The following is a 26,770-nucleotide window of genomic DNA, read 5'->3' as shown; positions in this document are numbered from 1 at the left end:
GGAGTGATCCTCGGCACCTCACCGGATCTACGGGTGCGTAGGCCCTAATCTGCTGCCAACTGGGCCTTCCCCACCCGCAGGTGGGCCCTCCACCCGCCGCTTCGTATTTGGGAGTCACCACAGTGACCGATGTTTCCGACGGCGTCCTGCACACCCTCTTCCACTCGGATCAGGGAGGGCACGAACAGGTCGTGCTCTGCCAGGACCGCGCCTCCGGCCTCAAGGCCGTCATCGCCATCCACTCCACCGCCCTGGGCCCGGCCCTCGGCGGCACGCGCTTCTACCCGTACGCGTCCGAGGAGGAGGCCGTCGCCGACGCGCTGAACCTCGCGCGCGGCATGTCGTACAAGAACGCCATGGCCGGCCTCGACCACGGCGGCGGCAAGGCCGTGATCATCGGTGACCCCGAGCAGATCAAGTCCGAGGAACTCCTCCTCGCCTACGGCCGGTTCGTCGCCTCCCTCGGCGGCCGCTACGTGACGGCCTGCGACGTCGGTACGTTCGTCGCCGACATGGACGTCGTCGCCCGCGAGTGCCGCTGGACCACGGGCCGCTCCCCCGAGAACGGCGGCGCCGGCGACTCCTCGGTCCTCACCGCCTTCGGCGTCTTCCAGGGCATGCGCGCCTCCGCCCAGCACCTCTGGGGCGATCCGACGCTGCGCGGCCGCAAGGTCGGCATCGCGGGCGTCGGCAAGGTCGGGCACCACCTGGTGGAGCACCTGCTGCAGGACGGCGCGGAGGTCGTGATCACGGACGTACGGGAGGAGTCGGTACGCCGCATCACCGATCTGCACCCCGAGGTCTCCGTGGTGGCGGACACCGAAGCCCTGATCCGCACGGAGGGCCTCGACATCTACGCGCCCTGCGCGCTCGGCGGCGCCCTGAACGACGCGTCCGTCCCCGTCCTCACGGCGAAGGTGGTGTGCGGCGCGGCCAACAACCAGCTCGCCCACCCCGGCGTCGAGAAGGACCTCGCGGACCGCGCGATCCTCTACGCGCCCGACTACGTCGTGAACGCGGGCGGTGTGATCCAGGTCGCCGACGAGCTCCACGGTTTCGACTTCGACCGGTGCAAGTCCAAGGCCGCGAAGATCTTCGACACCACGCTGGCCATATTCGCTCGTGCAAAGGAAGACGGCATTCCGCCGGCCGCCGCAGCCGACAGGATCGCCGAACAGCGCATGGCGGAGGCGCGCGGAAACTGACCGTGGACGGTCACTGACCCGCCGTAGGGGGAGCGCAGGGAGACATGACTCACCCCCCTCGGCGGGTCGGTCGCCAAGAAGAGGTTAAAATCGCAGCTGACCAGCGAGGACAGGGCTTCTCGCGGGTTCTGTGAAGTGGCACGTCATGCGGGCGGCGTACCGTATGGCCGCGGAAGCAGGTACCGTTAAAGCCCTACGGACCGGTCTCTCTGCGGAGAGCCCGTTCCGAATCATGAACGGGTGTCAAGACTCTGGGGCCGTCGAGCCCCGTCACCGAGGGGGTCGAGCCATGGGGCGCGGCCGGGCAAAGGCCAAGCAGACGAAGGTCGCCCGCCAGCTGAAGTACAGCAGCGGCGGGACTGACCTGTCGCGTCTGGCCAATGAGCTGGGCGCATCTCCTACGAGTCAACCACCGAACGCGGAGCCGTTCGAGGATGACGAAGAGGAAGATGACCCGTACGCACAGTACGCGGATCTCTACAACGAGGACGATGAGGACGAGGACGACGAGTCCGGTCCCGCATCGTCGCAGCAGCGCCGCGGCGCTTGACGTACGCACACCTCAAAACAAGCACGCTCACTCGACCCGGTCGGGGGCCTCGGCCCCGGACCGGGTTTAGTGCTGCCTACTTGTCGTAGTCCCCGGTGAGGGTGGCCCCGGTGGCGTTGTCGCCGCGGTCCTCGATCTCGCCCGCGACCCAGGCCTCGATGCCCCGGTCGGCCAGCGTGGTCAGTGCCGCGTCGACCGACTCCTCGGGCACGACGGCCATCATGCCGACGCCCATGTTGAGGGTCTTCTCCAGCTCGAGCCGCTCGACCCGGCCGGCCTTGCCGACGACCTCGAAGACCGCGCCCGGCGTCCACGTGGAGCGGTCGACCGTGGCGTGCAGGTGGTCGGGGATGACGCGGGCCAGGTTGTTGGCCAGACCGCCGCCGGTGATGTGGCTGAAGCCGTGCACCTCGGTCGTACGGGTCAGGGCCAGACAGTCCAGCGAGTAGATCTTGGTGGGCTCCAGGAGCTCCTCGCCGAGCGTGCGGCCGAACTCCTCGATCTCCCGGTCCAGCGCCCAGCCGGCCCGGTCGAAGACGACGTGGCGGACCAGCGAGTACCCGTTGGAGTGAAGACCGGAGGACGCCATGGCGATCACCGCGTCACCCTTACGGATACGGTCCGGGCCCAGGAGCTGGTCGGCCTCGACCACACCCGTGCCGGCGCCGGCGACGTCGAAGTCGTCCTCGCCGAGGAGGCCCGGGTGCTCGGCGGTCTCGCCGCCGACCAGTGCGCAGCCGGCCAGGACGCAGCCCTCGGCGATGCCCTTCACGATCGCGGCGACGCGGTCGGGGAAGACCTTGCCGACGCAGATGTAGTCGGTCATGAAGAGGGGCTCGGCGCCGCAGACGACGAGGTCGTCGACGACCATGCCGACGAGGTCGTGGCCGATCGTGTCGTACACGCCCATCTTGCGGGCGAGGTCGACCTTCGTACCGACGCCGTCGGTGGCGGAGGCCAGGAGGGGGCGCTCGTAACGCTTGAGGGCGCTCGCGTCGAAGAGGCCGGCGAATCCGCCCAGGCCGCCCAGGCCCGCGACTTCGGCGCGCTGCGTCTTCTTCACCCACTCCTTCATGAGTTCTACGGCGCGGTCTCCCGCTTCGATGTCGACGCCCGCGGCTGCGTAGCTGGCACCAGTGCCCGCGTGCGGAGCACGCTCAAAAGACTCAGTAGACATGGGGTGAGAACTTTCGTGTCGTACTTCAGGGGCTTTTTACGGGCGACGGAGCGCGTCGGCCGCGGCGGTGGCCGCCGGGCCTGCCGCCAGCTCGGTCTCCAGGAGCTGCTTGCCGAGCAGTTCCGGGTCCGGGAGCTCCATCGGGTACTCGCCGTCGAAGCAGGCGCGGCAGAGGTTGTCCTTGGGGATCGTGGTCGCCTCGATCATCGCGTCCGTCGTGATGTACGAGAGCGAGTCTGCGCCCAGGGACTTGCCGATCTCGTCCACGGTCATGCCGTTGGCGATGAGCTCGGCGCGGGTCGCGAAGTCGATGCCGAAGAAGCACGGCCACTTCACCGGCGGGGACGAGATCCGGATGTGGACCTCGGCGGCGCCGGCCTCGCGGAGCATCCGGACCAGAGCGCGCTGGGTGTTGCCGCGGACGATCGAGTCGTCGACGACCACCAGGCGCTTGCCGCGGATGACTTCCTTGAGCGGGTTGAGCTTGAGACGGATGCCGAGCTGGCGGATCGTCTGGGAGGGCTGGATGAAGGTGCGGCCGACGTAGGCGTTCTTCACCAGGCCCGAGCCGTACGGAATTCCGCTGGCTTCGGCGTAGCCGATCGCGGCGGGGGTGCCGGACTCGGGAGTAGCTATCACCAGGTCGGCCTCGACCGGGGCTTCGGCGGCGAGCTTGCGGCCCATCTCCACACGGGAGAGATAGACATTCCGGCCCGCGATGTCGGTGTCCGGGCGCGCCAGGTAGACGTACTCGAAGACGCACCCCTTGGGCTTCGCTTCCGCGAATCGGGAGGTGCGCAGACCGTTCTCGTCGATGGCGACCATCTCGCCCGGCTCGATCTCGCGGACGAAGCTGGCGCCGCAGATGTCGAGGGCGGCGGACTCCGAAGCGACGACCCAGCCGCGCTCGAGGCGGCCGAGGACCAGCGGGCGGATGCCCTGGAGGTCGCGGGCCGCGTACAGCGTGTGCTCGTCCATGAAGACGAGCGAGAAGGCGCCCTGGACCTGCGGGAGGACCTTGGCGGCGGCTTCTTCTATGGTCAGCGGCTTGCCGTCGTCATCGACCTGGCCGGCCAGCAGGGCCGTGACCAGGTCGGTGTCGTTGGTGGCTGCGACCTGGGTGGCGCGGCCGTTTTCCTTGGGCAGCTTGGCGACCATCTCGGCGAGCTGGGCCGTATTGACCAGGTTGCCGTTGTGGCCGAGCGCGATCGAGCCGTGCGCGGTGGCACGGAATGTCGGCTGCGCGTTCTCCCACACCGAGGCACCGGTGGTGGAATAGCGGGCATGACCGACCGCGATATGGCCCTGGAGGGAGCCGAGGGAGGTTTCGTCGAAGACCTGGGAGACCAGTCCCATGTCCTTGAAGACGAGAATCTGGGACCCATTGCTCACTGCGATTCCCGCGGACTCCTGTCCACGGTGCTGCAGCGCATACAGTCCGAAATAGGTGAGCTTGGCGACCTCTTCGCCGGGAGCCCAGACACCGAAGACGCCGCAAGCGTCCTGGGGGCCTTTCTCTCCGGGGAGCAGGTCGTGGTTGAGTCGTCCATCACCACGAGGCACGGCACCGAGTGTAGGCGAGATCGACCACTGGTCCGAATTGGGGATACGGACCAGCGGTCGAAGTGCCCGTTTTGCAGGGTTTTCGCCTCGGTGACTCTGCGCTACTTCGCGCCGAGCAGCCCGGCGAGAATCGCGCCGAGGTCGAGGTGCGTGTTGGCGTTGACATTGACGTCCGCACCCGCGTTCAGGCCCAGGGCCACGGTGACGTCGGCGTCGTTGACGAGCGAGATGTCGCTCTTCACGTCGAGGAGCGGGCCGCCTCCGACGAAGAGGTGGACCCCCAGATCGGCGTTGAGCGCGGCCGCCACAGATGCGTCGAGCGTCACAGTGGCGTCGAGGGTCACCGAGTTCGAGGCGGCGTCGACGGTCTTCGCGTTGACGGCCGGGCGGACGAACGAGCCGAGGGTGACGTCGGCGGAGCCCTTGGCGTCCTGGACCGTGCCCGCGATGACGCCGGTGGTCAGGTCGGCCGAGAGGTTCTTGAGGACCACACCGGCCTTGGTCTTCACGTTGACCAGGCCCATGCAGTTGTCGGAGAGCTCCAGCTTGCCCGCGAGCTTGGCGTCCACGGCGGTCACGTCGCCGGACTTCACGCCCAGGCTGAGCGAGGTGACGCTGGAGACGATGTCCTCGCCCTTCGCGTCCTTGGGGACCGAGCAGTCGGCGGTCAGCTGGGTGAGGACGACGCCCTTCGCCTTGAGGTCGGCGAGGAGCTTGGCCGAGAGGTTCAGCTTCACGAAGCCGCCGTCGACGGGGACGGGCACGGGCTTGGGCGGCGGGGCCGCCGCTTCGGCGAGGGTGGGGACGGCGGCGGCACCGAGTGCCAGGGCGCCGGTGAGGAGGACTGCGGGTATGCGGGTGCGGGGCATGCGATTCGCTCCGTGGGGGTGTGGGTTTCTGGGGGATGCCAGTGGCACATCCAGACAAGTCCACGGAATGTGATGACGCGACTTCAGAGGGTGCGTACGGGTTACGTTCCCGACCCCGCCGCCTGCAGACCGCGGCCGTCCGGTCCGGTCAGGGTGATGCCGATGCTGTCGATGGCGTAACTCACCTTGCCGCTGAGGACCTTGAGCAGCTGCCGCTCCAACTCCATCGCCCGGGGGCCGCACATCATGCGGGTCGTGGACATCCGGCCGAAGGTGAGGGTGGAGGCTGCGGGCTTCGCCGTACCGGAGAGACGGTTGCAGCCGAGTTTTCCGCTGATGGAGTCGTCGGAGCCCACGGTGAAGTACGCCGAGCCTTCGGTCCCCTTCGGGAGGGTGCTCGCAGTGTCGCCGCTGGTCAGGGCGGTCACCGTCCACTTCGTCAGGAGGAGCGGGACCGGGGGCTTGGGCGGGAACCCGTTGAGGACGACATTGCCGCCTCGGGGGTTGGTGAGGGTGAGCCTGTCCCGGTCCGGGGCCGCCACCATCTTGCCGCCGAGGGTTTCCGTGAGGGCCTGCTCGAACATCCCGGTCTTGGCGTCGCAGTCGGCCGCGGTCGTCCGGGTGATCTTGCCGGCGGTGAAGTCGAGGCTGACCGCCTTGAACTTCATGTCCGTACGGAAGTGATTGCAGCCGTCGGTGAACTGGGTGCGCCCGTAGGCGCCCACCGTCAGGCGTGAAGCGGCGGGCGCCCGCAGGATCTTGCCGCCGCTGGTCACGGACTCGATCCGCCACTGCTTGCCCGTGATGTACGAGCCGGGTTCGGGTCCCTCGGTGTTGCTCCCCTGACTGCATCCGGCCAGGGCGAGGACGGCGGTGGCGGTGACGGCTGCCGTGCGCGGCTTCAGCATGGAGGTGGGACGGGACGAGCAGGGTTTCCGGTTCCGTCGGGGTCAGCTCATGACGGGCAACAGGGCGGAGAGGTCGGCCCGTTCACCGCTGGCGGAGACCTTCGCCTCGTCGAGTGCGGCCGCCCAGCTGGTGCGTCCCGTCGCGAGCCGGATCCAGGTCAGCGGGTCGGTCTCGACGACGTTGGGCGGGGTGCCGCGGGTGTGGCGGGGGCCTTCGATGCACTGGACCACGGCGTACGGGGGGATGCGCACTTCGGTCGCGCCGCCGGGGGACTTGGCGGCGAGCGCGTCGGCGAGGAGGCGGGTGCAGGCGGCGAGTGCCTGGCGGTCGTACGGGATGTCCAGGCCCGTGGCGTCGTTCAAGTCGTCGGTGTGGACGACGAGTTCGACGCAGCGGGTGACGAGGAAGTCGGCGAGCACCATGGGGCCGACGCGGGTGGTGACGATCCGGTCGTCGGGGGCGGCGGGGAGGCGGTCGGCGATGCGGGCCGCGGTCTGTTCGTACAGGGCGGCGGGCTCGGTGCTCGCGGCGAGTGCGCGGGTGTCCTCGGAGATCTGGCCGGCGCGGGTCGCTGTTGCGAACGGCCACTCCAGGAGGGCGAGTTCGGCCTTCTCGGGGGCGGGCTCGTCGAGATTGCGGCTGATGGTGCCGACGGCCATGGTGAGGTGCGCGGCCAGCTCCCGGACCGTCCAGTCGCCGAGCCGGGTGGGGAGCGCGAGCTGGTCGGGGGTGAGGCTCTCGACCGCTGTGCGTACGAGGCCGAACTGGGCCAGGACCGCGGCACGGGTCTTGGCGGGGTCGTAGCGACGAAGGCGGGTCTTGGCGGGCGGCGGCATGGGGCCAGGGTAGAGCGCGGCTAGGGGGTGTCCGGCGGATCATGCCGCGGTCGCGCCGGTCTGGCACGCACATCTGCGGCGTTGTCGTCAGTTGCCAACTTCCCCAAGCTCTCGGCTTCGCTCGAGCAGGGGAGGCCCCATTCGCGTTGTCGCCTTCCTCCGCCTTGCAGCTGCGCTCGGCATCCGAAGGATGAATCAAAGAGCCGAGACGGAGCGAAGCGCAGTGCACCAGACCACCGCTCACCCGCAGTGAAAGCTTCAACGCCAAGCAAGAGCGACCTGATCCGCCGGACACCCCCTAGCTCAGCCTTGTCCCGTAAGCGCCCAGGCCGTCCTCGATCATGTCGAACGCCCGGTTCGCCACCGCCACCGCGTCCGCGGCCACCGTGTCCGGCGGGTCGCCCGCCAGCATCCTGCGGTGGTTCTCGCCGATCAGCGCGTTGCGGGCCGCGATCAGCTGGGCCGCGGCGATCTCCGCCGTCATCGCGTCTCCGCCGTCCGCCTTGAGCGCCTGCTCCAGGAGCTCGGTGCTCCGCATCATGAACACATACCCGCGTTGCATCAACACTGGTGTCGTGTCGAGCAGTTGGCGGATCTGCGACATCCGCGGCTCATGGTGCAGGCCCACCGACGGGTCCCGGCTCGCGACCATCTCCAGGAACTGCCGGCGCACCGCGTCGACCGCCGACTCCCCCGGCTCCCGGTCGCGCACCGCGCGCGCCGGGTCGTCGCCGTGTTCCTCCATGGGGCCCATGACGAGGTCTTCCTTGGTGCCGAAGTAGTTGAAGACCGTCATCTTCGAGACCTCGGCGGCCTCCGCGATCTCGGCCACCGACACCTTGTCGAAGCCCCGCTCGATGAACAGATCCAGCGCCGTACGCCAGATCCTCATCGCGGTCTGCCGCTTCTTGCGCTCGCGCAGCCCCATCGCCTCAGCCATGCAGATCACTGTACCAGGATGAAATTTAATCCCAGATGAAAGATTGACTCAGTACACAAACCTCGGGCATGGTGATGCCCATGACCGACCGGCTGCGCAAACTCGGCTTCCTGCTCTGCCTCGCCACGATCCTGCTCGCCGTCCTCGACCTGCAGATCATGTCGGCGGCCACCGTCCCGATCGTCCGCGACCTCGACCCCGCCCATGGCATCGACAAGATCCCCTGGCTGGTCAGCGCCTACGCCCTGGCCTCCGCCGCGATGCTCCCGCTCTACGGAAAGCTCTGCGACGTCCTCGGCGCCAAGCGCATCTGGCTCGGCGCCATCGCCACCTTCCTGCTGGGTTCCGTGCTCTGCGGCGCCGCACAGTCCATGACCCAGCTCATCGCCGCCCGCGCCCTGCAGGGCATCGGGGGCGGCGGACTGATGAGCGTCACCATGGTCGTGCTCGCCCAGCTCAAGGGGCCGGAGGAGAAGGGCGGCGGCAAGGGCGGCTCGATGGGCGGGATCTTCGCCGGCGGCGGTATGGCGGTCGGCCCCTGGATCGGCGGGCTCCTCGCCGACCACGCGAACTGGCGCTGGATCTTCTACATCAACCTGCCCGTCGGCATAGCGGTCCTGGTCACCTCGGCCCTCGTACTGAAGCTGCCGAAGCCCGTGCACACCGCCGGCCGCCGCTCCATCGACTTCCTCGGCGCCGGACTCGCCGCCGCGTTCTCCTCGGCGCTGCTGCTCGCGATGGAGTGGGGCGGCAAGAGCTACGCCTGGGGCTCGCCCCTCGTCGTCACACTGCTGGTCACCGCGGCCGCCGGACTCGGCCTCTTCCTCTGGCGGCAGACGCGGGCGGCGCAGCCCGTCCTGCCGCTCTCCATGTTCAAGGTCCCCGAACTGCGCGGCAGTTTCGCGATCCAGGGGCTGCTCGGCGCCGCCATGATGGGCGCGCTGATGTACGTGATGATCTACCTCCAGACCGTCCGCGGAATCGAGAGTTCGGCAGCCGGCCTCTACCTCATCCCGATGGCGCTCGGCATGACGGCGGTCGGATTCCTTGCGGGCCGGCTCGCCTGGCAGGCACGGACGTTCGCGCTCGGCGGCTCGGCGGTCAGTGCGCTCGCCCTCGTACTCCTGGGCACACTCACCCCCACCACCTCGCTCTGGCTGATCCGCGCCGACCTCCTGCTCCTGGGGATCGGTTTCGGCCAGCTGATCGGCCAGCTCATCCTGCTGGTCCAAGAGGCTGCTCCGCGCGAGCAGTTGGGGGTGGCCACCACGTCCATCCGCTTCTTCCAGTCCCTCGGCAACGCACTGGGCACCGCACTCTTCGGCACCCTGCTCGCCCGCCTGTACGAGGCGAACGGACCCGGCTCGTCGACCAGCCACATCGCAGGTCTGACGGGCTCCGAACACGCCGCGGCGATCGGCGCCTTCACCGATGCGATGGGCATCGTGTTCTGGTGCGCGGCAGGCCTGATGGCACTCGCGGCCTCGCTCGCCCTGCGCCTTCCGGCGCACAAAGCCTCGCTCCACCGGTCCGTCGCGGTCACGACTTCGCCGCGGACAGCACCACCAGCAGCGGCACGACCCGGTGTCCCGGCACCTCGTGGCGACCGCGCTCCGTCGTCGACAGCCAGCCGGCACCGGTGAGTTGACGCAGATGGTGGTAGATCTGGCCGGTCGTGCCGATGCCGTCGAGATCCGCCAGTTCGGCAGCCGTACGGCGACCCCGGAGGATCTCGCGCAGCAGCCGCAGCCGGACGGGATGACCCAGCGCGGCGAGCGAGTCGGCGGTCGCGGACCCGCCGCCCTCGCCGCCGCCGTCGGCGAGCAACTCCTCGGTGAGTTCGGCGTACTGCCACTCGTAGCACTCGTCCGTCGGCAGCCGTACGGAACCGGTGAAGAGGACCCCGCCCCTCTCTGCCCGTACGCCGGCGAGCTGCTCCTTGAACGCCTCCAGCGCCCAGAAGTCGCCGTCGCCGACCGACGGCGGGGCCTCGGCCGCCTCCGTCGCCTCCAGCACCGCGAGCCTGCGTTCCAACTCCGTCACACGCGCGTCGAGTTCCATGACGCTGAATTTACGTAATGACGTAATCACACACAAGAGCGAGAACCGGACACACCACGGCCCCGTCCGGACACACCGGACGGGGCCGTGGAGCGTGACGCGATCTCAGGCGAGCAGCGCCGGGATCGTCGCCTCGTGGGCTTCCTTCAGCTCGGTCAGCGGGATGCTGAACTCGCCCTGGATCTCGATCTCTTCGCCGTCGACGACACCGATACGGGTGACCGGGAGGCCCCGGGCGCCGCACATGTCGTTGAAGCGGAGCTCCTCGGAGCGCGGGATCGAGACGATCGCGCGGCCCGCGGACTCGGAGAAGAGGAACGTGAAGGCGTCGAGGCCGTCGGGCACGACCACGCGTGCGCCGCGTCCGCCGCGCAGGCAGGACTCCGTGAGCGCCTGGATCAGGCCGCCGTCGGAGAGGTCGTGCGCCGCGTCCACCATGCCGTCGCGCGATGCCGAGATGAGGATGTCGGCGAGCAGCTTCTCGCGCGCCAGGTCCACCTTGGGCGGCATTCCGCCGAGGTGGCCGTGGACGACCTCGGACCAGGCCGAGCCGCCGAACTCCTCGCGGGTGTCGCCGAGGAGGTAGAGCAGCTGGCCCTCCTCCTTGAACGCCATCGGCGTACGGCGGTTGACGTCGTCGATCACGCCGAGCACCGCGACCACGGGGGTCGGGTGGATGGCGACGTCGCCCGTCTGGTTGTAGAGGGAGACGTTGCCGCCGGTGACCGGCGTGCCCAGCTCCAGGCAGCCGTCCGCGAGACCGCGGGTGGCCTCGGCGAACTGCCACATGACGTCCGGGTCCTCGGGGGAGCCGAAGTTGAGGCAGTCGGAGATCGCGAGGGGCTTGGCGCCGGTGGTGGCGACGTTGCGGTACGCCTCCGCCAGCGCCAGCTGGGCGCCCGTGTACGGGTCGAGCTTGGCGTAGCGGCCGTTGCCGTCGGTGGCCATCGTCACGCCGAGGTTGGAGTCCTCGTCGATACGGACCATGCCGGCGTCCTCGGGCATCGCGAGCACCGTGTTGCCCTGCACGAAACGGTCGTACTGGTCGGTGATCCACGCCTTGGAGGCCTGGTTCGGGGAGGCGACCAGCGCCAGGACCTGGGCGCGCAGCTCGGCCGCGTTCGCCGGGCGCGCCAGGTTGTTGGCGTCGTCCGCCTGCAGCGCGTCCTGCCAGGAGGGGCGCGCGTAGGGGCGGGTGTACGTGGGGCCCTCGTGGGCCACGGACCGCGGCGGTACGTCCACGATCTGCTCGCCGTGCCAGAAGATCTCCAGCTGCGAGCCCTCGGTGACCTCACCGATGACCGTGGCGATGACGTCCCACTTCTCGCAGATCTCGAGGAAGCGGTCCACGTGCTGCGGCTCGACGATCGCGCACATGCGCTCCTGCGACTCGCTCATGAGGATTTCCTCGGGCGAGAGCGTCGCGTCACGCAGGTGGACGGTGTCCAGCTCGACGCGCATACCGCCGGAGCCGGCGCTCGCCAGCTCGGAGGTGGCGCAGGAGAGACCGGCGCCGCCCAGGTCCTGGATGCCCGCGACGAGCTTCTCGCCGAAGATCTCCAGGGTGCACTCGATGAGGAGCTTCTCCTGGAACGGGTCGCCTACCTGCACCGCGGGGCGCTTGGTGGGCTTGCTGTCGTCGAAGGTCTCGGACGCGAGGACCGAGACGCCGCCGATGCCGTCGCCGCCGGTCCGTGCCCCGTACAGGATGACCTTGTTGCCGGTGCCGGACGCCTTCGCGAGGTGGATGTCCTCGTGCTTCATCACGCCGATGCAGCCGGCGTTGACGAGCGGGTTGCCCTGGTAGCAGGCGTCGAAGACGACCTCGCCGCCGATGTTCGGGAGGCCGAGGCAGTTTCCGTAGCCGCCGATGCCCGAGACGATGCCGGGCAGCACGCGCTTGGTGTCGGGGTGGTCGGCCGCGCCGAAGCGGAGCGGGTCGACGACCGCGATCGGGCGGGCGCCCATGGCGAGGATGTCGCGGACGATGCCGCCGACGCCGGTGGCCGCGCCCTGGTAGGGCTCGATGTACGAGGGGTGGTTGTGCGACTCGACCTTGAAGGTGACCGCGTAACCCTGGCCGACGTCGACGACGCCCGCGTTCTCGCCGATGCCCACGAGCATGGCGTCGTTCTCGGGGACCTTCTCGCCGAACTGCTTCAGGTGGACCTTGCTGCTCTTGTACGAGCAGTGCTCGGACCACATGACCGAGTACATGGCGAGCTCGGCGCCGGTCGGGCGGCGGCCGAGGATCTCCCGGATGCGCGCGTACTCGTCCTCCTTGAGGCCGAGTTCCTTCCAGGGCTGCTCGGCGTCGGGGGTTTCGGCAGCGTGCTTGACGGTGTCGAGGCTGTGCTTGATGGTGCCCTCGCTTCGCTCGGTCATCATGCGTTGACCAGCTTCTTCAGGATCGAGGTGAAGAATCCGAGGCCGTCGGTACGGCCCGTACCGATCAGCGGCTCCACGGCGTGCTCGGGGTGCGGCATCAGGCCGACGACGTTCCCGGCGGCGTTGGTGATGCCGGCGATGTCGCGCAGCGAGCCGTTGGGGTTCGTGTCCAGGTAGCGGAAGGCGACGCGGCCCTCGGCCTCCAGCTCGTCGAGCGTGTGCTCGTCGGCGACGTACCGGCCGTCCATGTTCTTCAGCGGTACGGAGATCTCCTGGCCGCTCTCGTAATCCGCGGTCCAGGCCGTCTCCGCGTTCTCCACCTTGAGCTTCTGGTCGCGGCAGATGAAGTGCAGATGGTTGTTCCGCAGCATCGCGCCGGGCAGCAGGTGGGCCTCGGTCAGGATCTGGAAGCCGTTGCAGATGCCGAGGACGGGCATGCCCGCCTTCGCCTGCTCGATGACCGTCTCCATGACCGGGGAGAACCGGGAGATCGCCCCGGCGCGCAGATAGTCGCCGTAGGAGAACCCTCCCGCGAGGACCACCGCGTCGACCTGGTGCAGGTCCTTGTCGCGGTGCCAGAGCGAGACCGGCTCGGCCCCGGCGATCCGGACGGCGCGCAGGCTGTCCTGGTCGTCGAGGGTGCCGGGGAAGGTGACGACTCCGATGCGAGCAGTCACTTCTCGTCCTCCACCTTCACGGTGAAGTCCTCGATGACGGTGTTGGCGAGGAACGTCTCGGCCAGCTCGTTGATGCGGGCGAGGGCGGCGTCGTCGACGGGCCCTTCTACCTCGAGCTCGAAACGCTTTCCCTGACGTACGTCGGCGATCCCCTTGAAGCCGAGACGGGGCAGTGCGCGCTGCACCGCCTGTCCCTGCGGGTCGAGGATCTCCGGCTTGAGCATGACGTCGACTACGACGCGTGCCACGGGCACTCCCGGTGTGGTGTGGTGCGAAGGCGGTTCCTTCACAGTACCCGCCAAAAAAATCTACGCGGGTAGATATCGATGCCGTACGATCACGGCAAGATATCGGCGACGACAACACCGGGGAAAAATCCTCGAAAAAAACGGGCGCTGCGATTGCGCAATGACACGCGCATGTAATTGGCTGGGCTTCACAATGCGGCGCCTTCCGCTGTACAAAGGAAATCGCGTAGCTCAGAATCAGCCGTGAGGCCGTCATCCCCGCACGTCAGAGCGGTGATGACGTAGGAAAGGACCGATATCCGTGGCGCAGCGAGTAGTAGTCACTCTCTCCGACGACATCAACGGCGGAACGGCGACGGAAACGGTCATCTTCGGCCTCGACGGGAAGCTGTACGAGATCGACCTGAATACGGCCAATGCAAAGAAACTGCGCAAGATCCTGACGCCGTACGTCGAGGCGGGCCGGAAGCAGTCCAAGTCGGGGAAGACCTTCAAGCACACGCAGGTCACCCCCGACCCGGCGGCCGTCCGCGCCTGGGCCCGGTCCAACAAGATGGACGTGCCGGCCCGCGGCCGCATCCCTAAGAAGGTCTACGAGGCGTTCAACGAGGCGGGCTGAGGTCCGGCCGATCTCCCGCTGCGGGGAACCGACTTGCACCGACCCCCAGGGGGTCGGCTAGAGTCTGGAGCACGCCGAAGGGCAAGGCCGCAGGGCCTCGCCTCACGCAGCGTGCGGGTGTAGTTCAGTAGTAGAACATCCCCCTTCCAGGGGGAAGGCGCAGTGTGCAATTCCTGTCACCCGCTCTGCATCAGGTACAGTGGTCTCCGCACCACAGGTCTGGTGCGATGCGAACGTAGCTCAGCTGGTAGAGCGCAACCTTGCCAAGGTTGAGGTCGCGAGTTCGAACCTCGTCGTTCGCTCCATGAATGAAGAAGCCCCGGTCCCTCGGACCGGGGCTTCTTCGTGTGCGCGGATGTTGATGACATTTGTCATCGGGTGTGGGCCCGGTCCGGCGGGAGTCTGGATGCATGACAGACACAGCGGTGATCGAGGTCGAGGAGCTGCGGCGTTCGTACGCCGGGGGATTCGAGGCCGTCGCGGGCATCTCCTTCTCCGTGGCGGCGGGTGAGCTGTTCGCCCTGCTGGGGACCAATGGGGCGGGCAAGACGTCCACCGTGGAGGTCCTCGAGGGGCTGGAGCCGCCGAGCGCGGGGAGCGTGCGGGTGCTGGGGCACGATCCGTACCGGGAGCGGGGGCTGGTGCGGCCGCGTATCGGCGTCATGCTCCAGGAGGGCGGATTCGCCGGGGAGTTGACGGCCGCCGAGACCGTACGGATGTGGGCCGGATGCACGACGGGTGCGCGTCCGGAGGGCGAGGCGCTGGAGATGGTCGGGCTCGGGCGGCGGCGGGACGTACGGGTCAAGCAGCTGTCGGGGGGCGAGAAGCGGCGGCTGGATCTGGCGATGGCGCTGCTTGGGCGGCCCGAGGTGCTGTTTCTCGACGAGCCGACGACGGGGCTCGATGCCGAAGGGCGGCGGGAGACCTGGGAGTTGGTCCGGGGGCTGCGGGAGGCCGGGACCACTGTGGTGCTGACCACGCACTATCTGGAGGAGGCCGAGGAGCTGGCCGACCGGCTGGCGATCCTGCACGAAGGGCGGATAGCGGTGGAGGGGCGGGTGGCCGATGTGGTCGCCGAGCAGCCCTCCCACATCTCGTTCGAGCTGCCGGCCGGGTGGCTCGTCGGGGATCTGCCGCCGCTCGGGGCGCTGGGGGTCAGCAGCCACGAGACGGCCGGGCGGACGGTGCGGCTGCGGACGGCCGAGCTTCAACGGGCGGCGACCGGGCTGCTGTTGTGGGCGCAGGAGAAGGGGGTCGAGCTGCGGGGGCTCGATGTCCGGTCGGCGTCGCTGGAAGAGGCGTTCATGCACATCGCGCGGGAGCAGGAGACGGTCCGATGACCATGGCCACCACTGGTGCTGTACGGCTCGGGGCGCTCGCCCGGGCCGAGTTGACGCTGATGGGGCGCAACAAGGCGACGCTCTCCACCGCGCTGGTGCTGCCCACGGTGATGACCGTCTCGATGTCCTCGGTGGTGAAGGACATGGACCTCGACGACACCGGGCTGACGGTGGGGTCCGTGCTGCTGCCGGGGGCGCTGGGGTACGTGCTGCTGTTCGCGGTGTACTCGGCGCTGGTCGGGGTCTTCGTCGTACGGCGTGAGCAGTTGGTGCTGAAGCGGCTGCGCACCGGGGAGCTGACGGACCAGGAGATCCTGGCCGGGGCGTCCTTCCCGACCGTGGCCGTGGGGGTCGTGCAGTGTGTGCTGATCGCGGTCGTCGGGTCGGTCGCGATGGGGGTCGCCGCGCCGCGGGCCGTATGGCTGGCGCTGCTGGGGCTGGTGCTCGGGATGGTGCTGATGTGTGCGCTGGCGGCGGCCACGGCGGCTGTCACCCGGTCCGCCGAGGGGGCTCAGATAACCATCACGCCGATGCTGCTGTTGTCGATGGCGGGGTCGGGTCTGGTCGTACCGCTCGATGTGATGCCGGACCGGCTCGCGTCGGTGTGTGAACTGCTGCCGCTGACGCCCGTGGTCGGGATGATCAGGACCGGCTGGACGGGCGGGGTGGACGGGTACGAGACGCTGGGACAGGTGGCGACGGCGGTGGCCTGGACCGTGATCGCCGTGTTTGCTGTGCGGAAGTGGTTCCGGTGGGAACCGCGGCGCTGAGAAGGGGTGGGGTTTCGTGAGCGGCTGGATACGGGGGTGGCGGGGGCGCGGCGACTTCGCGAAGGTCGACTTCTATACGCGCGGGACGTTCTACTTCCTGCTCTGGACGACGGTCGCCTCTCAGGTGGCACTCTCGGTGACCCGGCCGGTCCGGCACTCCGGGGCGCCCGCCGCACTGATCGCCGCCTCCTGTCTGCTCGCAGTGGCCCAGGGGGTGGCCGCGACCGGGCTGACTTCGCGGGGCATAGAGGTCTATCTGGGCAAGGCGCAGCTGGGGTGGCGGCCGGTCGCCCTGGGGGCCGGGCTGATGGTGGCGGACGTCGCGGTCTCCGTGGCGCTGTGGTCGTTCGTGGGGCTGCGCGAGGAGCCGATGGGGACATCGGCGCTGGCGGCGGCCGCCGCTCCGTTCCTGATGGCGTACTGCCTGGCCATACGCAAGTGGGTGTCGGTGGCGGTCCAGGCGGGTGCGCTGGTCCTGGTCTGCGGTTCGGTGGCGCTGTCCGGTGCGAGCGCGGGGGAAGTGGCGGGGTGCGCGATCTCCGTCGTCGGCCTCTGCGGGTGGTTCGCCGTCACGGTGCGCTGCTCGGCATGGCACCTGGGGGTCATGTGGAAACTCGAACAGTCCAAGGACGTACAGGCGCAGTTGGCCGTCGCGGAGGAGCGGCTGCGGTTCGGGCGGGATCTGCATGACGTGATGGGGCGGAATCTGGCGGTCATCGCGCTGAAGAGCGAGCTGGCGGTGCAGTTGGCTCGGCGGGGGCGGCCGGAGGCCGTGGAACAGATGGTCGAGGTGCAGCGGCTCGCGCAGGAGTCGCAGCGGGAGGTGCGGGACGTGGTGCGGGGGTACCGGGAGGCCGATCTGGGCGTCGAACTGGCCGGTGCGCAAGGGGTGTTGGAGGCGGCGGGGATCGCTTGCGACGTCTCGGGGGAGGTGGCTGGGCTGCCGGTTGCCGTGCAGTCGGTGCTGGGCTGGGTCGTACGGGAGGCTGCGACCAACGTGCTGCGGCACGGGGATGCGGGGCGCTGTGCGATTGGGGTGGGCGTGGAGGGGTCTGTGGTGACGCTGACTGTCGAGAACGATGGCGTGTGCCCGGATCCGAGTGGCTCGGGCTCGGGCTCGGGACTTGCCGGGCTGCGGGAGCGGTTGGGTGTGCTGGACGGGACGTTGACCGCAGGGCCTGCGGAGGGCGGACGGTTCGTGCTGGTGGCGCGGGTGCCGGTCATCGCGGGCGCGAATGCACGGGGCTCTGCCCCGGACCCCGCTCCTCAATCGCCGGCGAGGCTCGATTTTGCGGGGGACGCCGCGTGATTCGCGTACTGCTGGCCGATGACGAGCATCTGATCCGGGGCGCGCTCGCCGCCCTGCTCGGGCTCGAGGAGGATCTTGTTGTCGTCGCCGAGGCCGCCTCCGGGCCCGAGGCGCTTGCCATGGCGCGGGCGCACCGGCCCGATGTCGCCGTCCTCGATCTGCAGATGCCAGGCGCGGACGGTGTGAGTGTGGCCACATCGCTGCGGGCCGAACTGCCCTCCTGCCGGACCATGATCGTGACCAGTCATGGGCGTCCCGGACATCTCAAGCGGGCGCTCGCGGCGGGGGTGCGCGGGTTCGTACCGAAGACGGTGAGTGCCCAGCGGCTGGCCGAGATCATCCGGACCGTGCAGGGCGGCGGGCGTTATGTGGACCCGGAGTTGGCGGCCGACGCGATCTCCGCGGGGGACTCGCCGCTCACCGCGCGGGAGGCCGAGGTGCTGGAGCTGGCGGCGGACGGGGCGCCGGTGGCGGAGATCGCCGAGCGGGCCTCGCTGTCGCAGGGGACCGTACGGAACTATCTGTCGTCGGCCGCCTCGAAGCTGGGGGCCGAGAACCGTCACGCTGCGGTGCGTCTCGCACGGTCCCGGGGTTGGGTATAGTTGGCGTCGCGCTTCGGCGCAGTGCGAACGTAGCTCAGCTGGTAGAGCGCAACCTTGCCAAGGTTGAGGTCGCGAGTTCGAACCTCGTCGTTCGCTCCATGAAGAAGAAGCCCCGGTCCATCGGACCGGGGCTTCTTTGCGCTTACGACCAGGCGTTTCCGGTCAGCAGCTCGTACGCCTCCAGGTACTTGGCCCGGGTCCGCTCGACGACCTCGTCGGGCAGTGCGGGCGGCGGCTGCTCGCTCTTGCGGTCCCAGCCGGAGGCGGGGGACGTCAGCCAGTCGCGGACGTACTGCTTGTCGTAGCTCGGCTGGGCGTGGCCCGGCTCCCACGTGGCGGCCGGCCAGAAGCGGGAGGAGTCGGGGGTCAGCACCTCGTCGGCGATGACCAGCCGGCCGTTGTCGTAGCCGAACTCGAACTTGGTGTCGGCGAGGATGATGCCCCGGTCGCGGGCGATGTCGCGGGCCCGGCCGTAGACCGCGAGGGTCGCCTGGCGGAGCTGGGCGGCGGTGTCGGCGCCGACCTGGCGGGCGACCTCTTCGTAACTGACGTTCTCGTCGTGCTCGCCGACCGCGGCCTTCGTCGCGGGCGTGAAGATCGGCGCGGGGAGCTCGGAGCCGTCGGTGAGGCCCTCGGGGAGCGCGAGTCCGCAGACGGTGCGGGACTCGTTGTACTCCACGAGGCCGGAGCCCGTGAGATAGCCGCGGGCGACGCACTCGACCGGGACCATCTGCAGGGACTTGCAGATCAGCGTGCGGCCCTCCCAGTCGGCGGGGGCGCCGGCGGGGACGTCGGTGGAGATGACGTGGTGCGGGACCAGGTCCTGGAGGCGGTCGAACCACCAGAGGGAGAGCTGGGTGAGCACCCGTCCCTTGTCGGGGATCTCGGTGGGCAGCACCCAGTCGTACGCGGACATACGGTCGCTGGCGACCATCACGAGGTCGCCTGCCTCGTTCTGGTACAGCTCGCGCACCTTGCCGGTGTGGAGGTGGACCAGGCCCGGCACCTGAAGCGGCTCGGGCTTTTCTACGAATCCGGACATGGTTCCTCCCGGTGGTTCCGTCCAATCGCTGTCGATTCTCCCGTATCGGGAGCTCACCTTTGGCCAGGGGTCCCGCGGGGCCCCCGGGGCGACTCAGTCGCGCTTGCAGATCCTGTCGAGGAGATTGGCCGTCGCCCGCTGGATCCGGGGGTCGACATGGCCGGGGCGGTCCAGCGCCGGCGACCAGGCGAAGGTGCCGGACGCGAAGACGAGGGAGCCGGAGGGGGCGCGGTAGAGGGACGTCTCCTGGTGGCGTCTCGCGCCTTCGCTGTCCTGGTAGGGGGAGTGCGCGAGCAGGATCCGGCCGTCGTTCGGGGGGAGCGCGGTGCGCGGGAAGTAGCGGTCGGCCTCGCCCGCGACCAGGTTCTCGATCTCGTCGCCCTCGGCGGCGCCGGTCGCGTCCCAGAGCCAGTGGTCGGCGTTGCGGACGACGAGGGGGTGCGGCTCGGGGACCCTGCCCGCGTACTGGATGCCGAGCAACTGCTGCTCGGGGCGGTCGACATCGCGCCAGAGCGCGGACTTGCCGGGGCCGCGGCGCTTGCGGCAGGTGAGGAGGCGGTCGGGGACGCCGGAGGGGGACGGGGCGAGGTCGACCTGCCAGTACATGGTGTTGGCGGAGAGGAAGACCAGCGAGGTGCCGTGCTCGCGGGCGAGTTCGGTGGTGCGCCGCATGGGGGCGGACCAGTACTCGTCGTGTCCGGGGAAGACCAGGCCGCGGTAGCGGGTGGGGTCGATGCGTCCTGCGTGCAGGTCGCGGGCATCGGCGTACGCGAGGTCGTAGCCGTACCGCTCGGCCCAGCGGATGAAGTCGTAGGCGTGGCCGACGTGCAGGGGCAGGCCCGCGCCCGCGTAGGGGCGGTCGAAGGAGACCGTCGTCGCCGCGTCCTCCTCGCCGAGGAGACGGCCCTGCTCGTCCCAGGCGTGGTAGAGGCTGGCGCCGGTGCGGCCGTCCTCGGGGTAGAGGTTGTACGCCTGCCAGGTGATGTCGGGGAGCAGGAGCAGAAGGTCGGCCGGGTGGCTGTCACGGACCGTGAAGGGGATGTGGGAGCGGTAGCCGTCGGCGGTGGTGAGCACGGCGACGTACGCGCCGATCGACCAGTACGAAGGGATCTGCAGCCGCCAGGAGAGCCACCAGTGGTGGCAGGAGACCGTGCGGTCGGCGGCCAGCGGGGGCGGCTGGACGATGCCGGAGAGGCGCGGGCTGGTGGTGATCTTGGCCGCGCCGTCGCCGCCGTAGTGGCCGATGCGGTAGATGTCGACGGAGAACTGCTGGGGCGGATCGACGGTGACATGGAAGTCGATGGACTCGCCGGGGGCGGCGGCACCGGTCGAGGCGAAGCCCTTGATCTGCTGTTTTACGTCGTCGGCGGTACGGGGGCCGCCGGCCCGGCGGCCGGTGGCCGCGTCCGGGTCGAGGTACCAGGGGACGACCTGCCCCGTGTCGTCGAAGTAGTGCTCGCTGCCGCGCAGCCAGGGCAGCGGGCCCTGCCCGAAGGGGTCCGAGACGGCATGCGCGAGGGCCCCCGATTCCCAGCGCCGGATCTGCTCCGCCCCCATGCGGGTCCCCTCCCTCGCGCCCCCGAGACAACAGTGGTGCGACGACTGTCAGCTACTGGCCCCAGCACATCACATAACGCGCGCACTCCGTCACCGTTCGTCGTGAATTGACGTGACCGGAACGAATACGTCCGTTCTGAACATCGCGGCCCGTTCCGTCATACGAGCCGGACGGGCTTCTCCGCGCGTACCCCGACAGAGGCAAGCCATCCCCGAAGCGGCTCCGCGTCTCCGTCCTCGACCAGACTCATGACCCGGCTGCCCAGGTCCGCCTTGCGTTCGCCGTCGACGAGAAGCGAGGGGCCGTCGAGCCAGTCGAGGCCGGGGGTCGCACCTGCGGTGTCGACGGCGGCGCAGCAGACCATCGCCGTGACGTGGTCGGCGAGGAGGTCGCGTCCTGTACGCGGCGGCTGGAGCGGGAAGAGCGGGACGCTGCCGGTGTCCCAGAGGTCCTCGCCGTCCGCGGAGAGGGCGCTCTGCGGCGGCGGTGCGGCGGCTTCCTCGCGGGCCACCTCGGCGGTGATGCCCGCGGCCAGCGTCTCGCTGTCGTCCGCGGCGAGGTGGTCCATGACGCGGGCCAGCGTCGGGCCCCCGGGCTCGGCCGGGCGTCGTACACCCAGCGTGTCCAGGACGCGGTGGAGGCGGGCGGCCTCGGTGCGCCACTTACGGTCCACGACCTCTTCGGGGTAGCTCTGCCAGTCCACCGGCGACCAGTCGGGACCGGTCTCGGCCGGTCCTCCGTGGAAGAGCCGGGCGGCGAGCAGGGAGGTCGCCTCGTCGACCGCGCCGGGCTCTTCCAGCAGGTCGCAGGCGGGACGCTCGCCGAGACGGGAGGTGAAGCCCTCCGCGAGGCGGTCGCGCCGGGAGAGTTCGGTGAGGGCGGAGACGACGCCCGCGTCCAGGCGCGAGGGCCAGCGGCCCATCCGCCAGGCGGGCAGCGCGACCCGGGTCAGCAGCCGGTCCCAGCCCGCGTAGGCGAGGCCGACCTGCTCCTGGGCGACGATCCGCAGTCCGTAGTCCACAGCCTGTGCACGGTCGGACGCGGCGGCGGCGACGCCGCGCTCCATCTCGGCCGCATGGATCCGGCAGGTCCGCAGCAGGAGCCTCGCCACCGCTCCCACCGGGGCGTACGCGATCCGGCGCAGCGGTCCGAGACCCGGCCGGGAGGCCACCGCCACGGCCGCGTCCAGGCCCCGTACGAAACGGCGGGCCGCGGCTATGTCCGGGTGGGCGGAGGGCCCCGTCCCCGCGACGACCGGTGCGAGCACCGCGCGCAGCTCGGCGACGCGCATCCACCACAGGAAGGGCGAGCCGATGACCAGCACGGGCGCGGCCTCCACCCGGCGCCGGCCCACCCCCGATATGCCGGGGTGGCTGCGGTCCTCCAGCCAGCTGTCGCAGTCCGGGGTGAGCGCTATCGCGGAGGGTGCGGGCACATCGAGGCGGTCGGCCAGCTCGCGCACCATGCGGTGCAGATCGGGCGCGGCCGACTCGGGCAGTTCGACGGTGGGGCTGAGGGCGGGCCTGGCCCGCACGATCACGGCGCCGACGACGGCCGCGGCGAGCAGCACGACGACCGCGACGCCCGACACCACCCAGCGCGCGAGATCCCAACTCCCGCCGCCCATGTGCCCCGTGACCCCGCCCGCGATCAGCACGACCGCGAAGGCGGCAGGCAGCAGTGCCACGGCCAGGGCCCTGCTGCGGATGCGCAGCACGGCCAGAGCCCGGGCGCGCGCTCCTGGCGCACCCCGCTGCTCACCCACTCCGGTACCGGACACTTCCGGATGTCACCCCTCTGCCCTCGCGGCGGTGTTGCTCACTCCCCCACTGTGGCACCCGCCACTGACATCGCAATGCCGGTGGGCCAAGTGCCGGAACGCTTGCGCCGCACACTAGTTGGGGCTGCGGCGAGCGTCATCCGGATGGGTCAGCCGTCACTCGATGGAATGGCTTTGGGCAAAGGTGCTGACGTTCAGGCGGAAGCTTCCGCCGCCTTACGGGCGATGTCCGTACGGTGCTGCGAACCGTCGAGCCGGACCCTGGCCACGGCGGCGTAGGCCCGCTCGCGCGCCTGGGACAGGTCGGCGCCGGTCGCGGTCACCGACAGCACCCGGCCTCCGGCGCTGACCACGGCATCCCCGTCCGTCTTCGTCCCGGCATGCAGGACATACGCATGGGGTGCATCCTCCGCCGCGACCTCGTCGAGGCCGGTGATCGGGTCGCCGGTGCGCGGGGTCTCCGGGTAGTTGTGCGAGGCGATGACGACCGTGACGGCCGCGTCGTCGCGCCAGACCAGCGGGGGCTGGATGTCGAGGGTGCCGTTGGCGGCGTGCAGCAGGACACCGGCGAGGGGGGTCCGCAGACGGGCCAGGACGACCTGGGTCTCCGGGTCGCCGAAGCGGGCGTTGAACTCGATGACCCGTACCCCGCGGGAGGTGATCGCCAGACCGGCGTACAGCAGCCCCGCGAAGGGCGTGCCGCGGCGGCGCAGCTCGTCGACGGTGGGCTGGAGGACGGACTGCATGACCTCGTCGACCAGCTTCGGGTCGGCCCACGGGAGCGGCGAGTAGGCGCCCATGCCGCCGGTGTTGGGGCCCTCGTCGCCGTCGAGCGCGCGCTTGAAGTCCTGTGCGGGCTGCAGCGGGAGGACGGTCACACCGTCGGTGATGGCGAAGAGGGAGACCTCGGGGCCGTCGAGGAACTCCTCGATGACGACCCGGTCGCAGGCCAGGGCGTGCGTACGGGCGGCGGCGAGGTCGTCGGTGACGACGACGCCCTTGCCTGCGGCGAGACCGTCGTCCTTGACGACGTACGGAGCGCCGAAGGCGTCCAGCGCCTCGTCGATCTCCTCGGGGGTGGTGCAGACGTAGGAGCGCGCGGTGGGGACGCCGGCCCCCGCCATGACGTCCTTGGCGAAGGCCTTGGACCCTTCGAGCTCGGCCGCCTCGCGGCTCGGTCCGAAGCAGGGGATGCCCGCGTCCCGTACCGCGTCGGCCACACCGGCGACCAGGGGCGCCTCGGGGCCTACGACGACGAGCTCCGCCCCCAGTTCGGTGGCGAGCCGCGCGACGGCAGCGCCGTCCATGGCATCCACCGGATGCAGTGCGGCGACCTCCGCGATGCCCGCGTTCCCGGGGGCGCAGTGCAGGGAGGAGACGTCGGGGTCGAGCGAGAGAGAGCGGCACAGGGCGTGTTCGCGGGCGCCGCCGCCGATGACAAGGACCTTCACGCCATCAGCCTAGCCCGCACTCGACGTGCCCCTTGTACGGGCCGCCGAACCCCGCCCCGCTACTCGTTCGTATATTCCTCCACCACGGTCGCCCCGAGCTCGCGCACGATCAGGTCGTGGCCGGAGAGCGCGGAGTCGACGAGGTCCGGATCGTCCTCCTCCGGGGTGTCGTCCTCGGGGGCGACGGGAGGCGGTGCCATCTCGGCCGGCGGCTCGGGCGCGCGGTAGGGCTCGGGCGCGGGGGCCTGCTGCTGCGGCTGTTGCTGCTGTACGGGCTGGGGTGCGGGCGCGGCCTGGGGCGGGGCCTGCTGGGGTGCCGGGCGGACCGGCGGGGCGGGCTGGTAGCTGCCGCCGCCGGGAGGCTGCGTGCCTCCCGAGGGGTCGAGGATCGCCTCGACCTTCCACTGCACCTGGAACTGCTCGGACAGCACCTGCTTCAGCACGTCCTCGCTGCCGCTGGACGCGAAGTTGTCCCTGGCCCCCGCGTTGGGGAAGCCGAGCTGCAGGGTGGTGCCGTCGAACCCTGCGACCTGGGCGTTCTGGCTGAGCAGGATCCAGGTGAAGCGCCGCTTGTTCTTCACGGCGTCCAGGATCCCGGGCCACATGTTCCGCACCTGGGCGGCGCCCTGTGCCATGCCGGGCGCGGGCGCGGAGGCAGCGGCGGCCTGCGGCTCGGCCGCCGCGGGCGGCGGTGTGGGCTGCCCCTGACCCGGCGCGGTGGCCGACGGCCATCCGCCGGGCTGCCGTACGGGAGCAGGAGCCGCAGCGGCGGCCGAACCGGGAACCACGGCCCCCGGCCAGGCACCGGGCGCCCGCTGCCCGTCGGCGGCCGGCGCAGGGGCGGCCTGCACGGGTGCGGGAGCCGGTGCCGGTGCGGGAGCGGAGACCGGAGGCGCGACCGGCGCCGCGGCCTGCTGAGCAGCGGCCTGGGCGGCCTGAGCGGCGGCGGGTCCCCCACCGGGGACGCCCATCGGCGGCGCGGGCGCATGCGCGTCCGGCCCCGGTACGTAACCCATCGCAGGCCCGGCCCCGCCCCCGGCCATGAACGCGCCGCCGCTGCGCTCCAGCCGGTCGAGCCTGGCCTGCATGGACCGCTCGTCGTCGAAGGCGGCGGGCAGCAGCACCCGCGCGCAGATCAGCTCGAGCTGGAGCCGCGGCGAGGTGGCCCCGCGCATTTCCGTAAGCCCGGAATTGACCAGATCGGCGGCCCGGCTCAGCTCGGCCGCACCGAAGACAGAAGCCTGCGCCTGCATCCGCTCGACGACATCGGCCGGGGCATCGATGAGCCCCTTCTCCCCCGCGTCGGGCACGGCGGCCAGGATCACGAGATCCCGCAGCCGCTCCAGCAGATCGGCGACGAACCGCCGGGGGTCGTTGCCGCCCTCGATGACCCGGTCGACGACCTCGAAAGCGGCAGCCCCGTCCCCCGAGGCGAAGGCATCGATCACCGAGTCGAGCAGCGACCCGTCGGTGTACCCCAGCAGCGAGGTCGCCATGGCATACGTCACACCGTCGTCGGCGGCGCCCGCGAGGAGCTGGTCCATGACGGACATCGAGTCACGCACGGACCCGGCCCCCGCCCGTACGACCAGAGGCAGCACCCCGTCGGCGACCGTGGCGCCCTCGCGCCCGCAGACCTCGCCGAGATAGTCGCGCAGGGTCCCGGGCGGCACGAGCCGGAACGGGTAGTGGTGCGTACGCGACCGAATCGTCCCGATGACCTTCTCGGGCTCGGTGGTCGCGAAGATGAACTTCAGATGCTCCGGCGGCTCCTCGACCACCTTCAGCAGGGCGTTGAAGCCCGCCGAGGTGACCATGTGCGCCTCGTCGATGATGTAGATCTTGTAACGACTGCCGGCGGGCCCGAAGAAGGCCTTCTCGCGCAGATCACGCGCATCGTCCACGCCACCGTGCGAAGCGGCGTCGATCTCGATCACATCGATGGACCCGCGCCCGTTCCTCGCCAGGTCCTGACAGGACTGGCACTCCCCGCAGGGCGTGGGCGTGGGCCCCTGCTCACAGTTGAGACACCGGGCGAGAATCCGCGCACTGGTCGTCTTGCCGCAGCCTCGCGGCCCACTGAACAGGTACGCGTGATTGACCCGGTTGTTCCGCAGGGCCTGCATCAACGGGGCAGTGACATGCTCCTGCCCGATGACCTCGGCGAAGGACTCGGGGCGGTAGCGGCGGTACAGCGCAAGGGACGACACATATACGAGGCTATCGGGCCCCACTGACAACCAGGACCGCCGAACGCAAAGGGCCCCCCACGCACCCGCCAGAGCCAACCTACCCTTGCTGCCTTCCGGCCCTGGGGGAGTTCAGTCAGATAGCGCCACGTGAGGGGCTGACCCACACCCTAGCTGATCCACGGGGGTGGGAACGAGTTCGCGAGCACCCCTTCCGGTCTTGTATTGTTCGTCGCGGAGGATTCGCCTAGTGGCCTAGGGCGCACGCTTGGAAAGCGTGTTGGGGGCAACCCCTCACGAGTTCGAATCTCGTATCCTCCGCAGCCGGAAGGCCCGGACCGCATCAGCGGTCCGGGCCTTCTGCTTTTGCCGGTCGGGCGTCACTTGTCCTCGGCGAGCGTGTGCGCCACCAGAGCGCTGGCGTGGCCGTGGCCCAGGCCGTGTTCGGTCTTGAGCCAGGTGACCAGTTCCATGTGCTTGGTCAGGGGCGAGGCGCGGATGAGGTCCTTCCACTCCGCGATCGGTCGGCCGTACTTCTTCTCGATCGAGGGGAAGTAGCTCGCGGGGCCCTTCACGGGTTCGCTCATGGCTTGGGTTCCGTTCGTCTGCGGCGCGGTGGTGTTGCCAGTACGACCTGGACCGGGACGCGAAGTCATCGGTCGGGAAAGCATGATCTACGCCACAGTA

Annotated in this window: 24 protein-coding genes, 4 tRNA genes and 1 other RNA gene; 12 read left to right on the top strand and 17 right to left on the bottom strand. The window is 70.0% G+C overall.

Features of this window, described 5'->3' with window-relative positions; all coding sequences use genetic code 11:
* The first annotated feature begins 122 nt into the window (after positions 1-122).
* Together OG707_RS20580 and OG707_RS20575 are read left to right on the top strand one after the other, a co-directional pair.
* Positions 123-1,205, top strand: coding sequence for a Leu/Phe/Val dehydrogenase (locus OG707_RS20580; RefSeq protein ID WP_329120378.1), 1,083 nt, complete (start codon positions 123-125; stop codon positions 1,203-1,205).
* Between the two features lie 289 nt (positions 1,206-1,494).
* Positions 1,495-1,755 (top strand): DUF3073 domain-containing protein, encoded by a 261-nt coding sequence (locus OG707_RS20575; protein WP_329120376.1) that lies wholly within the window; start codon positions 1,495-1,497, stop codon positions 1,753-1,755.
* A gap of 76 nt (positions 1,756-1,831) precedes the next feature.
* On the opposite strand, the gene purM is transcribed toward OG707_RS20575, so the two are convergent.
* From purM to OG707_RS20545, 6 genes are all read right to left on the bottom strand, one after another.
* The gene (gene purM, locus OG707_RS20570) at positions 1,832-2,932 is read right to left on the bottom strand and encodes a phosphoribosylformylglycinamidine cyclo-ligase (protein WP_329120374.1); all 1,101 of its coding nucleotides are present in this window, start codon (positions 2,930-2,932) and stop codon (positions 1,832-1,834) included.
* 36 nt (positions 2,933-2,968) lie between these two features.
* Complete coding sequence (gene purF / locus OG707_RS20565; protein WP_329120372.1) at positions 2,969-4,495, bottom strand: amidophosphoribosyltransferase; 1,527 nt, start codon at positions 4,493-4,495, stop codon at positions 2,969-2,971.
* A 101-nt stretch (positions 4,496-4,596) separates the two neighbouring features.
* On the bottom strand, positions 4,597-5,364 hold the full coding sequence (locus OG707_RS20560; RefSeq protein WP_329120369.1) for a hypothetical protein: 768 nt from the start codon (positions 5,362-5,364) through the stop codon (positions 4,597-4,599).
* A gap of 101 nt (positions 5,365-5,465) precedes the next feature.
* The gene (locus OG707_RS20555; protein ID WP_329120367.1) at positions 5,466-6,272 is read right to left on the bottom strand and encodes an META domain-containing protein; all 807 of its coding nucleotides are present in this window, start codon (positions 6,270-6,272) and stop codon (positions 5,466-5,468) included.
* Positions 6,273-6,314: 42 nt separating this feature from the next.
* Entirely contained in the window at positions 6,315-7,109 is a 795-nt protein-coding gene (locus tag OG707_RS20550; RefSeq protein ID WP_329120366.1) for a maleylpyruvate isomerase family mycothiol-dependent enzyme, read from the bottom strand.
* Positions 7,110-7,407: 298 nt separating this feature from the next.
* Entirely contained in the window at positions 7,408-8,049 is a 642-nt protein-coding gene (locus tag OG707_RS20545) for a TetR/AcrR family transcriptional regulator (protein WP_329120364.1), read from the bottom strand.
* Positions 8,050-8,129: 80 nt separating this feature from the next.
* Between OG707_RS20545 and OG707_RS20540 the strand changes: the two genes are divergently transcribed.
* A complete protein-coding gene (locus OG707_RS20540; protein ID WP_329120362.1) occupies positions 8,130-9,692 on the top strand; it encodes an MFS transporter in 1,563 nt (520 codons plus the stop codon).
* Here the strand turns inward: OG707_RS20540 and OG707_RS20535 are convergent.
* The 4 genes from OG707_RS20535 to purS form a co-directional block, all read right to left on the bottom strand.
* The gene (locus tag OG707_RS20535; protein ID WP_329120360.1) at positions 9,589-10,110 is read right to left on the bottom strand and encodes a helix-turn-helix domain-containing protein; all 522 of its coding nucleotides are present in this window, start codon (positions 10,108-10,110) and stop codon (positions 9,589-9,591) included. The genes OG707_RS20540 and OG707_RS20535 overlap by 104 nt on opposite strands.
* A gap of 105 nt (positions 10,111-10,215) precedes the next feature.
* A complete protein-coding gene (gene purL / locus OG707_RS20530; protein ID WP_329127896.1) occupies positions 10,216-12,495 on the bottom strand; it encodes a phosphoribosylformylglycinamidine synthase subunit PurL in 2,280 nt (759 codons plus the stop codon).
* On the bottom strand, positions 12,495-13,175 hold the full coding sequence (gene purQ / locus OG707_RS20525) for a phosphoribosylformylglycinamidine synthase subunit PurQ (protein WP_329120358.1): 681 nt from the start codon (positions 13,173-13,175) through the stop codon (positions 12,495-12,497). Before purQ ends, purL begins: the two co-directional genes overlap by 1 nt.
* Entirely contained in the window at positions 13,172-13,423 is a 252-nt protein-coding gene (gene purS / locus OG707_RS20520) for a phosphoribosylformylglycinamidine synthase subunit PurS (RefSeq protein WP_329120356.1), read from the bottom strand. The genes purQ and purS overlap by 4 nt, the downstream gene beginning before the upstream one ends.
* Positions 13,424-13,724: 301 nt before the next feature.
* Here purS and OG707_RS20515 point away from each other — a divergent pair, with 301 nt between their 5' ends.
* From OG707_RS20515 to OG707_RS20480, 8 genes are all read left to right on the top strand, one after another.
* On the top strand, positions 13,725-14,042 hold the full coding sequence (locus OG707_RS20515; protein ID WP_329120353.1) for a histone-like nucleoid-structuring protein Lsr2: 318 nt from the start codon (positions 13,725-13,727) through the stop codon (positions 14,040-14,042).
* Positions 14,043-14,155: 113 nt separating this feature from the next.
* Positions 14,156-14,227: transfer RNA gene (locus tag OG707_RS20510), tRNA-Gly, on the top strand.
* 44 nt (positions 14,228-14,271) lie between these two features.
* Positions 14,272-14,347: transfer RNA gene (locus OG707_RS20505), tRNA-Gly, on the top strand.
* A gap of 105 nt (positions 14,348-14,452) precedes the next feature.
* Positions 14,453-15,382 carry an ABC transporter ATP-binding protein gene (locus OG707_RS20500; protein ID WP_329120351.1) on the top strand — a complete coding sequence of 310 codons (930 nt, stop codon included), beginning with the start codon at positions 14,453-14,455 and terminating at the stop codon, positions 15,380-15,382.
* Positions 15,379-16,152 carry an ABC transporter permease gene (locus tag OG707_RS20495; RefSeq protein WP_329120349.1) on the top strand — a complete coding sequence of 258 codons (774 nt, stop codon included), beginning with the start codon at positions 15,379-15,381 and terminating at the stop codon, positions 16,150-16,152. The genes OG707_RS20500 and OG707_RS20495 overlap by 4 nt, the downstream gene beginning before the upstream one ends.
* 16 nt (positions 16,153-16,168) lie before the next feature.
* Positions 16,169-17,461 (top strand): sensor histidine kinase, encoded by a 1,293-nt coding sequence (locus OG707_RS20490; RefSeq protein ID WP_329120346.1) that lies wholly within the window; start codon positions 16,169-16,171, stop codon positions 17,459-17,461.
* Positions 17,458-18,063, top strand: coding sequence for a response regulator transcription factor (locus OG707_RS20485; RefSeq protein ID WP_329120344.1), 606 nt, complete (start codon positions 17,458-17,460; stop codon positions 18,061-18,063). Before OG707_RS20490 ends, OG707_RS20485 begins: the two co-directional genes overlap by 4 nt.
* A 23-nt stretch (positions 18,064-18,086) precedes the next feature.
* Positions 18,087-18,162 (top strand) — tRNA-Gly (locus tag OG707_RS20480).
* Positions 18,163-18,205: 43 nt separating this feature from the next.
* Here the strand turns inward: OG707_RS20480 and OG707_RS20475 are convergent.
* From OG707_RS20475 to ffs, 6 genes are all read right to left on the bottom strand, one after another.
* Entirely contained in the window at positions 18,206-19,105 is a 900-nt protein-coding gene (locus OG707_RS20475) for a phosphoribosylaminoimidazolesuccinocarboxamide synthase (protein WP_329120342.1), read from the bottom strand.
* A 93-nt stretch (positions 19,106-19,198) separates the two neighbouring features.
* Positions 19,199-20,662, bottom strand: a complete 1,464-nt coding sequence (locus OG707_RS20470) for a N,N-dimethylformamidase beta subunit family domain-containing protein (RefSeq protein WP_329120340.1) — start codon at positions 20,660-20,662, stop codon at positions 19,199-19,201.
* Positions 20,663-20,820: 158 nt separating this feature from the next.
* The gene (locus OG707_RS20465) at positions 20,821-22,443 is read right to left on the bottom strand and encodes a hypothetical protein (RefSeq protein WP_329120338.1); all 1,623 of its coding nucleotides are present in this window, start codon (positions 22,441-22,443) and stop codon (positions 20,821-20,823) included.
* Between the two features lie 194 nt (positions 22,444-22,637).
* Positions 22,638-23,894, bottom strand: coding sequence for a phosphoribosylamine--glycine ligase (gene purD, locus OG707_RS20460; protein WP_329120336.1), 1,257 nt, complete (start codon positions 23,892-23,894; stop codon positions 22,638-22,640).
* A gap of 59 nt (positions 23,895-23,953) precedes the next feature.
* Positions 23,954-26,104 (bottom strand): DNA polymerase III subunit gamma and tau, encoded by a 2,151-nt coding sequence (locus tag OG707_RS20455; RefSeq protein WP_329120334.1) that lies wholly within the window; start codon positions 26,102-26,104, stop codon positions 23,954-23,956.
* Between the two features lie 45 nt (positions 26,105-26,149).
* An RNA gene (gene ffs, locus OG707_RS20450) (signal recognition particle sRNA small type) lies at positions 26,150-26,246 on the bottom strand.
* A 73-nt stretch (positions 26,247-26,319) separates the two neighbouring features.
* On the opposite strand from ffs, the gene OG707_RS20445 reads away from it, so the two are divergent.
* Positions 26,320-26,404 (top strand) — tRNA-Ser (locus OG707_RS20445).
* 59 nt (positions 26,405-26,463) lie between these two features.
* Here the strand turns inward: OG707_RS20445 and OG707_RS20440 are convergent.
* Positions 26,464-26,670 (bottom strand): DUF4287 domain-containing protein, encoded by a 207-nt coding sequence (locus tag OG707_RS20440; RefSeq protein WP_329120332.1) that lies wholly within the window; start codon positions 26,668-26,670, stop codon positions 26,464-26,466.
* Between the last annotated feature and the right edge of the window lie 100 nt (positions 26,671-26,770).

It is taken from the genome of Streptomyces sp. NBC_01465 (assembly GCF_036227325.1).
In the GTDB taxonomy this organism is placed as follows: domain Bacteria; phylum Actinomycetota; class Actinomycetes; order Streptomycetales; family Streptomycetaceae; genus Streptomyces.
Note: the sequence above shows the minus strand (reverse complement) of the source record. Positions and strands in the feature narration are given on the sequence as shown.